This is a genomic window from Snuella sedimenti (genome assembly GCF_016428595.1).
GTDB lineage: Bacteria > Bacteroidota > Bacteroidia > Flavobacteriales > Flavobacteriaceae > Snuella > Snuella sedimenti.
On the sequence record NZ_JAELVQ010000014.1, the window covers coordinates 106367 to 113432 of the forward strand.

Below are 7066 nucleotides of genomic sequence, written 5' to 3' on the forward strand. Positions count from 1 at the left end.
AACTAGGGTTATTACTCGAGCATTATGAGGTATCGATAAAATATTGAAATTTGAATAGGAAAACAATTTATAGAAAACGCATAACATGCAAAAACTAAAAGCAGCCAATTTATATAGAAGCGAGCTCATTCCCATAAGTGGAAAATTAGTGGAGCGCTATAATACCTGTCTGGTAAAATTGGGGCTTGAAAAAACAAAACTTAACTCTTTTTACATTGATGGTCTAGGGTGGAGTCCCGAGATTGCTGAAGAAAAGAAAACATTACATTACTTAAATAATGGTGGCGCCAATCCCCATGCCATTATAATTACACCATTACAGCGTAATAAACCTGTGTATGTGCCATTTCATTCTTTTGATGGTGATATGATGAAACTCATTTTTAAAACACATGGAGATAAGATACGGGACATTACTAGGGATTGTGCTATTTGCGTTGATTTCGATCAAGGTATCGACGTCTTTTATGAACCTTTGGATGTGCTAAAGTATAAGTCTATCACCATTACTTTTCATCTTATTAATGATTTGGATAAAGTTCAAAAAGAACAACTAGAATTGATAGCGTTATTTGACAGAGGCCATAATTTTATAGATGAATCCATACATGAACGCTTATTAACTTCAGCAAAAAACTATGGCGATTTACGCCATCGCGATTTGAATTTAGAAGCCATTAAATATGTAACAGATTCATTTTACACTGGTGCCTTTGGAGGTATTTATGTGCTTCGCGATTTTATAACACCAATTGTTGTATTTGAAGACGAAGCATGGCATAAAGAAGCCATTAAGGACACAAATCATGAAGTACTCATTTATCACATACAACAACCAGAACTTATGGTTAAATTACGGGATTATGTAATTGTTGAGTGCAACCTAGAAGCAGTTGTAAAATCAAAGCGTTATGAACGCATTAAGAAATATGAAATGGCACAGCATTTAAAAGCCGTACAACACTCTATTAAAGACGTTCTGAACGACCCCGTATTATTTAAGAGCTACCTTAATAAATTGGACATAGAAACACGAAAAAGAATTATGAGTGTTGAGCGGTATTTGGAAAAACTCGAAACAAGCAACCAATATAAAATAGCAGATATCGTTGATTTGAAATTATTTGAAGCCTTACACGAACCTCACTCTTCTCTAGATGCCAAACACCAGGACTTAATTTGGAAGTTACTGGTAAACATTGCGCCCAAAGATGTATTGTACTGGTTCTGGTATGACAAAGAAACTTTTTATAAAGCATATGATAACTGGGATGTCTCTTTTAAAGATTGGACCATAGAAACCATTCGTAACAATATTTAGTTAAACTAGACTCATTTTATATTGATGAACTTTTAACTTTAGGCTTTTAACTTTTAACTTAAAAACATGACCTTAGAACTTATCATATTTATAGCCGCCATACTATTCGGGATGTTTTTGTATTGGAGAGAATCCGGAGGGAACGGATTATACCGCTTTTTCAACAAGATTTTTAATGCCAAGGCATTGCAAATGAAGCCAGATGACAAAAAAGGGTTTGTGTATCAGCAATCCTTTGTGTTGCGTTTGGTATTTATTGGCACCCTTTTTTTGATTGGAATTCTTATTGTCCGCTTTTTAATTCCCATAGATCTTGCAACCGTTTCTCTTTTCGCATCCATGGTTGTTGGAACACTTATTGGCACCTACCTAGCAGGCTTTGTCTTCAAGTCTGAAAAAGTTATAGATAAAAAAGCCGATAAGATTGAAGATGTACTACACGAAACCCTTGAAAAAGGAAAAGATCTTATTGAAGAGCTACAGGGTAAAGATAGCAAAGAACCCGAAATAAATGAACCTGAAGTAGAATCCCCTGCCGAGGAAGAAAAGAAAAGCGCTAGGGAACGCTTAAAAGATAAAGGCCTTTTATAATGTATTCGTTTAATATTAACAGAACTAATGATAAAAAACTATTGGAATAAAGGAAGAAAGCAAAAAATAAGAGTACTGCTGTTGACTTTCGTTTTACTCATCGCATTGATTGTACTCCGTGACGACTACCAACCTGCCTTATTATTTATTAGGAAATACATTTTTATCATTCTGTTAAGTCTTGTTGTCTTATTTTTTGGTTTACGAAAATTTAGAAATACCCCAAGTTCAGCAAGACGCGCTATGATCCTTGTTTTTTTATTGATTTTCTTTGGAGGTTTGTACACTATAGGCTGGCATTTTAAGATGTACGATTATATGCAGGCCTACAATGTGTTTAATAACCTAAACAAAATTGAAATTCACGAATTGCCGCTTACACAAAACGAGCGCATTCAGCCCCTGCGCAATATTTTCTCCATGGCTAACGAAAGCGTGGGAGAGACTAAAGACGTATCGTTGGCCCATCTTGTAAGGGTAGACAATGAGAATAAATGGACCATGGTCATACAACCTACCGAAAAATACGTCTGGCAAGGCATTACCGACGATACCGAAGAGGTTTTTGCCGTTTCCAGCACAACGCCCTTTCCTCGATTTTCAAATGAGAACCGGATTCCTGTGACATTTTCCATAGGCGAATCCCTAAAGTTTAGCAGAAACACCTACAATGCCGTGGTACAACGGTTTAACATATTGCAATTGTTCACTATAGAACCCAGCGACACCTTCTATATGAAAAACGATAGCGGACACTGGGTACAAGTAGTTAGCCTGATAAAATGGAAAGGCTTTTTATTTCCCTATCCAACCTTTGGAGGTGTTATGGTAATTGACAGTGGGAAACACACCTTTAAGGATTATATAGAACGTATACTCATAGGAAAAGGCACGTACATAAGTCCCGAAAACATTAAAAACCATCCGTACTTAACCCGTCAAAATACATTAGCCGAAAAGGTATCGCGCTTACAGGCCGAATCCTTAAAGTTCCTGGGAGGTTTTAGTGATCCCTTACCTTGGAATATGGAAACGGCGGTTAAGATCCCTGTATTGCCAGATGACCAAAACCAACAACCTTTTGTAACCGATTTCGATTTCTCCGATACCGATGCAGATACTTACAGTGGATTGTACCATTGGTTCGGTCTGGAACCGGTAGGGGATGAGCGTACCAGTTTAACCTTTAGTGTATTTATTCCTGCAGATGGCACTAATAGCTTGTATTATTACGACCATGCTGCGAAAAAACAAGGCTATGCCGGTGTTTCTGCCATGCCATTAAAGGTAATCGAATCCCGTAAAGAATTTGATTGGTCGGTAAACAAGCCCGTAGAGTTTAGACCATATATAAAAAATATAGCAGGCCGCAAGCGTATGTTCTTTCTTGGAACGATCTCAGCCATTCGTGATGGCTCTGATAATTTTGACGGCTCGGCAACACCCGATCTTGCCCTAATAGACAGCGAATATCGCGATGTAGTATGGATCGATGTAAAACACCCGAGCAACTGGGACAAGACCGTGTACGATCAATTAAACGAAGCATGGAGAGCCAGTGAAGGGATTGACCATTACTATATAGAAACAACCAAGCATATAGATCTAGTAACGCAAAAAAGCGATTCCATACAAGCACTTACTGAAACTGATGAGAGAACCAAAGCCATAGAACGCCTACAACGGCAATTGGATTCTTTAAATGCTAGTGAATGATACCTTAAGCAAGAATTTACGTATATTTGATTGTATTTATTAAGTAATTGTGCGTAAATTGAATAAATGGAACTGACAACAGAAATCAAGGAATATATAAACAGAAGTGTTCTGTGCTGGCTTGCGACCGCATCAATCGAAAACGTACCGAATGTTTCGCCTAAAGAAATATTCAACCATTATGAATCGGACAAAATAATTATCGCGAATATTTCTTCACCGCAAACCGTCCAGAATATCAAACAAAACAAAAATGTTTGCGTGAGTTTTATAGATATTTTGGTACAAAAGGGATATCAGATAAAAGGAAGAGCTGAAATAATAGGCAAAAAAGATTCTGAATTTGTAGAGATGGAAAAAATACTGACTAAAATGACTGGAAGAAAATTTCCCTTTGCAACCATAACAAAAATCAAGGTTAAACAGGTAAAGCCAATAATCGCACCAAAATATTTACTATATCCCGAAACTACCGAAAAAGAACAAATAGAGAGTGCAAAAAAAGCCTATGGACTATGAACAAGGAATATAAAACCTACTCATAGCCTCAATTATGGTGTATTCAACTGCGTCAGGATCCACTCGGAAATGCTAACATCTTTACTTAACCAAAAAACAGTATTTACAAGCAATTAAGTGAATAACGAAGAATTTTTCTTGAAAGAACTGGTAATTGAAAACGATCTGATGCTTTTACATCATTAAAACCATCGACCATTGATGCGATAGAAATAATCAGTTTTTCACAAGAACTTGTAGAGTTTGGTACTAGGGTAAAACTAAAAACCACTTATGGGGTAAGCGATGGGCTACACTTTTTAACTAATTTAGTACCAAAACCAACAACCTTTTGTAACCGATTTCGATTTCTCCGATACCGATGTAGATACCTACAGTGGATTGTACCATTGGTTCGGTCTGGAACCGGTAGGGGATGAGCGTACCAGTTTAACCTTTAGTGTATTTATTCCTGCCGATGGCACTAATAGCTTGTATTATTACGACCATGCTGCGAAAAAACAAGGCTATGCCGGTGTTTCTGCCATGCCATTAAAGGTAATCGAATCCCGTAAAGAATTTGATTGGTCGGTAAACAAGCCCGTAGAGTTTAGACCATATATAAAAAATATAGCAGGCCGTAAACGTATGTTCTTTCTTGGAACGATCTCAGCCATTCGTGATGACTCTGATAATTTTGACGGCTCGGCAACACCCGATCTTGCCCTAATAGACAGCGAATATCGCGATGTAGTATGGATCGATGTAAAACACCCGAGCAACTGGGACAAGACTGTGTACGATCAATTAAACGAAGCATGGAGAGCCAGTGAAGGGATTGACCATTACTATATAGAAACAACAAAGCATATAGATCTAGTAACGCAAAAAAGCGATTCCATACAAGCACTTACTGAAACTGATGAGAGAACCAAAGCCATAGAACGCCTACAACGGCAATTGGATTCTTTAAAGGCTAACAAATTTCAAAAACGAATTTTAAACAGTCTCTAAGCATTTACGTATATTTGATTGTATTTATTAAGTAGTTATGTGCAAGCGTATAAGTGAGTAGAGATATAATTTCATAATTGTAATTTTTTTTTACTATAATGAATATGGAAGCAAAACATAAAAAGAAAACTTTTGGGACTCTTGCAGGCGTATTTACACCTACAACACTCACAATCCTAGGTGTAATTATGTACATCAGACAACCATGGGTAGTAGGCAATGCAGGTGTTATAGGGGCTTTAGCCATAGTTTTAATATCTGTAACCATTACGCTTACAACTGCACTTAGTTTATCTTCTATCACAACTAATGTAAGGATAGGAAGTGGAGGCGCATTTAGTCTTATTTCACAATCACTTGGTTTAGAAATAGGCGGTGCAATTGGGGTTCCTTTTTATTTTGCACAGGCAATTGCAGTTGCTATGTATATCTTCGGATTTCGTGAAGGCCTACAAACTCTAACCCCAGATATAGATCCTTTTATTCTTGATGTAAGTATTTTTTTCTTTGTCATGCTTATAGCTTTTATAAGTACAAGTTTTGCCTTTAAAATTCAGTATGTCATTCTTGGTGTTATAGTCCTTTCTTTAGTATCAATTTATGGGGCACTTTTTACCAATGAATTGAATTATAGTGTTGAATGGTTTGGAAAGTACCCAGGTTCGATAGAGAATAATTTTGATGGCTCGTCTTTTTGGATTGTTTTTGCAGTTTTCTTTCCTGCTGTAACGGGCGTAATGGCAGGAGCAAATATGTCTGGTGATTTAACGAACCCGCGAAAAAGTATTCCCTATGGAACAATATCTTCTGTTATTATTACAACTATAATATATATTAGTCTGATTTTTGTGGCAGCACTAATTGCTTCACCTGGTGAATTGGCTGGAAATTACAATATATTTATAGACAAATCATTATATGCACCCATTGTATTAGCGGGATTGTTAGGAGCAACTCTTTCTTCTGCACTAGGTTCGTTTGTGGGGGCTCCGAGAATTTTATCAGCACTTGCAGAAAAAAGAATTTTGCCAAAAAGCCAAAAGCTAGCTAAATTATCAAAAAGAGGGGAACCTGTTAACGCCATGCTAATCACAGCAGTAATTGTAATTATTGGTATTTCTTTACGAAATTTGAACACCGTTGCACCTATTCTTACCATGTTTTTTATGATTACATATGCAACGGTAAATATTGTTGCACTGGTTGAGCAATCATTAGGTTTGCCAAGTTACAGACCAACGCTTAAGATTCCAATTATTATTCCGGCTATCGGAGCTTTGGGTTCCATTACAATAATGTTTGTAATTAACGTAATTGTAGCTTTATTTTCATTAGGTTTTATTGTATTGTTTTACCTATATCTGGTAAAAATGAATATAAAATCTATTGCAGGAGATTCTAGAAGTGGGCTATTTACAGCATTGGCCGAGTGGGCTACAAAAAAAACAAACAATTTAAGACAAGAAAGGGAAGTGAGATCATGGCGTCCCGATTTATTAATGCCCGTTAGCATGCCCAAAGAACTTCGAAGCTCATTTAAACTTATTCATTCAATAATTTATCCTAAAGGATCTATAAAAATATTGGCTTTGCGACATGAAAATGAAATTGAACAAAAAAATTTGGAAAATTTTCTTAAAAATGCAGTAAAAAAGTTTAAGGAAAGTGAATTGTCAGTTTCTTACACTACTATTGACAATACTGATTTCAATACCACTGTAAATGTAAGTATGCAGTCATTAAATGCTGCTTTTTTTAAGCCAAATATAATTTTTGTAAGCATAGATACGACTACCTCAAATTTAAATTATTGACTTAGGCATTTAACTACTAATATTTTTGATAAAGCATGGTTCGGTATTCACCATTCTGTTCAAAAGGTTGTCAAAAATGTTTTCTTTCATGAAGCTTCTATTAAAGCGATAA

The 7066-nt window shown here is 36.2% G+C and carries 6 protein-coding genes; all 6 read left to right on the forward strand.

Translation table 11 applies throughout. From position 1 onward, the window contains the following. Nucleotides 1–85: 85 nt before the first annotated feature. Complete coding sequence (locus JF259_RS11610) at nt 86–1321, forward strand: DUF6638 family protein (RefSeq protein ID WP_199115497.1); 1236 nt, start codon at nt 86–88, stop codon at nt 1319–1321. Nucleotides 1322–1387: 66 nt separating this feature from the next. Continuing rightward, nucleotides 1388–1912 (forward strand): hypothetical protein, encoded by a 525-nt coding sequence (locus JF259_RS11615; protein ID WP_199115498.1) that lies wholly within the window; start codon nt 1388–1390, stop codon nt 1910–1912. Nucleotides 1913–1939: 27 nt separating this feature from the next. Then, nucleotides 1940–3628, forward strand: coding sequence for a hypothetical protein (locus JF259_RS11620; protein ID WP_199115499.1), 1689 nt, complete (start codon nt 1940–1942; stop codon nt 3626–3628). A gap of 66 nt (nt 3629–3694) precedes the next feature. Continuing rightward, a complete protein-coding gene (locus tag JF259_RS11625) occupies nt 3695–4147 on the forward strand; it encodes a pyridoxamine 5'-phosphate oxidase family protein (protein ID WP_199115500.1) in 453 nt (150 codons plus the stop codon). 381 nt (nt 4148–4528) lie between these two features. After that, on the forward strand, nt 4529–5140 hold the full coding sequence (locus JF259_RS11630; RefSeq protein ID WP_233164236.1) for a hypothetical protein: 612 nt from the start codon (nt 4529–4531) through the stop codon (nt 5138–5140). Nucleotides 5141–5244: 104 nt separating this feature from the next. Further along, the gene (locus tag JF259_RS11635) at nt 5245–6954 is read left to right on the forward strand and encodes an amino acid permease (RefSeq protein WP_199115501.1); all 1710 of its coding nucleotides are present in this window, start codon (nt 5245–5247) and stop codon (nt 6952–6954) included. Nucleotides 6955–7066 lie beyond the last annotated feature (112 nt).

What these genes read in the sequence shown, in the direction of transcription:
- JF259_RS11610 (WP_199115497.1), top strand. Translation starts at nt 86, where the DNA reads ATGCAAAAACTAAAAGCAGCCAATTTATATAGAAGCGAGCTCATTCCC.
- JF259_RS11615 (WP_199115498.1), top strand. Translation starts at nt 1,388, where the DNA reads ATGACCTTAGAACTTATCATATTTATAGCCGCCATACTATTCGGGATG.
- JF259_RS11620 (WP_199115499.1), top strand. Translation starts at nt 1,940, where the DNA reads ATGATAAAAAACTATTGGAATAAAGGAAGAAAGCAAAAAATAAGAGTA.
- JF259_RS11625 (WP_199115500.1), top strand. Translation starts at nt 3,695, where the DNA reads ATGGAACTGACAACAGAAATCAAGGAATATATAAACAGAAGTGTTCTG.
- JF259_RS11635 (WP_199115501.1), top strand. Translation starts at nt 5,245, where the DNA reads ATGGAAGCAAAACATAAAAAGAAAACTTTTGGGACTCTTGCAGGCGTA.